The organism is Halalkalibacter lacteus, assembly GCF_036663595.1.
Lineage (GTDB): Bacteria > Bacillota > Bacilli > Bacillales > Bacillaceae_D > Halalkalibacter > Halalkalibacter lacteus.
In genome coordinates, this window is record NZ_JAWRVL010000304.1 from 1 (window position 1) to 257 (window position 257).

The 257-nt window shown below is 41.2% G+C and carries 1 protein-coding gene; it reads left to right on the forward strand.

Annotated elements, in window-relative coordinates; translation table 11 throughout:
- Nucleotides 1-257, forward strand: a 257-nt coding sequence (locus SAZ04_RS22445) for a hypothetical protein (RefSeq protein WP_332699888.1), incomplete at both ends; no start/stop codon positions are given.

Consider the following 257-nt stretch of genomic DNA (forward strand, 5'->3'; position numbering starts at 1 on the left):
TGTACTGGAAGCTAACTCATTGTCTCTGGATGATTCTTGGGAACGTTTACTGCCTCTTTGCCTCAATAAAGAAGAACGCTCGTGGTTTGAAGACAAACTCAAGAACAAGCTATTTAACTGGAAGAAAGCCGAGAGCATATTACTTGATCATTTTGACACACCTTTTCGTCGTTTTTTGAACATGGGTCGCGTTTGGTCAATGAAGCAAGGAGAAGGTGAATCTGTTCGTTCGTTTGGGGCCAAATTTCAGAAATATC